The following is a 281-nucleotide window of genomic DNA, read 5'->3' as shown; positions in this document are numbered from 1 at the left end:
CCGCGGTAATACGAACTGTGCGAACGTTACTCGGAATCACTGGGCTTACAGGGTGCGTAGGTGGCTTATTAAGCAGGGTGTGAAATCCCTCGGCTCAACCGAGGAACTGCGCCCAAAACTACCGTGCTCGAGGGAGATAGAGGTGAGCGGAACTTAGGGTGGAGCGGTGAAATGCGTTGATATCCTAAGGAACACCGGTGGCGAAAGCGGCTCACTGGATCTCTTCTGACGCTGAGGCACGAAAGCTAGGGTAGCAAACGGGATTAGATACCCTGGTAGTC

Annotated in this window: 1 rRNA gene; it reads left to right on the top strand. The window is 54.4% G+C overall.

The features are described 5' to 3' along the window. Window positions 1–281 (top strand): 16S ribosomal RNA (locus ACTHS3_RS17745); the annotation flags it as partial.

Source organism: Neisseria sp. P0009.S007 (assembly GCF_051962515.1).
Note: the sequence above shows the minus strand (reverse complement) of the source record. Positions and strands in the feature narration are given on the sequence as shown.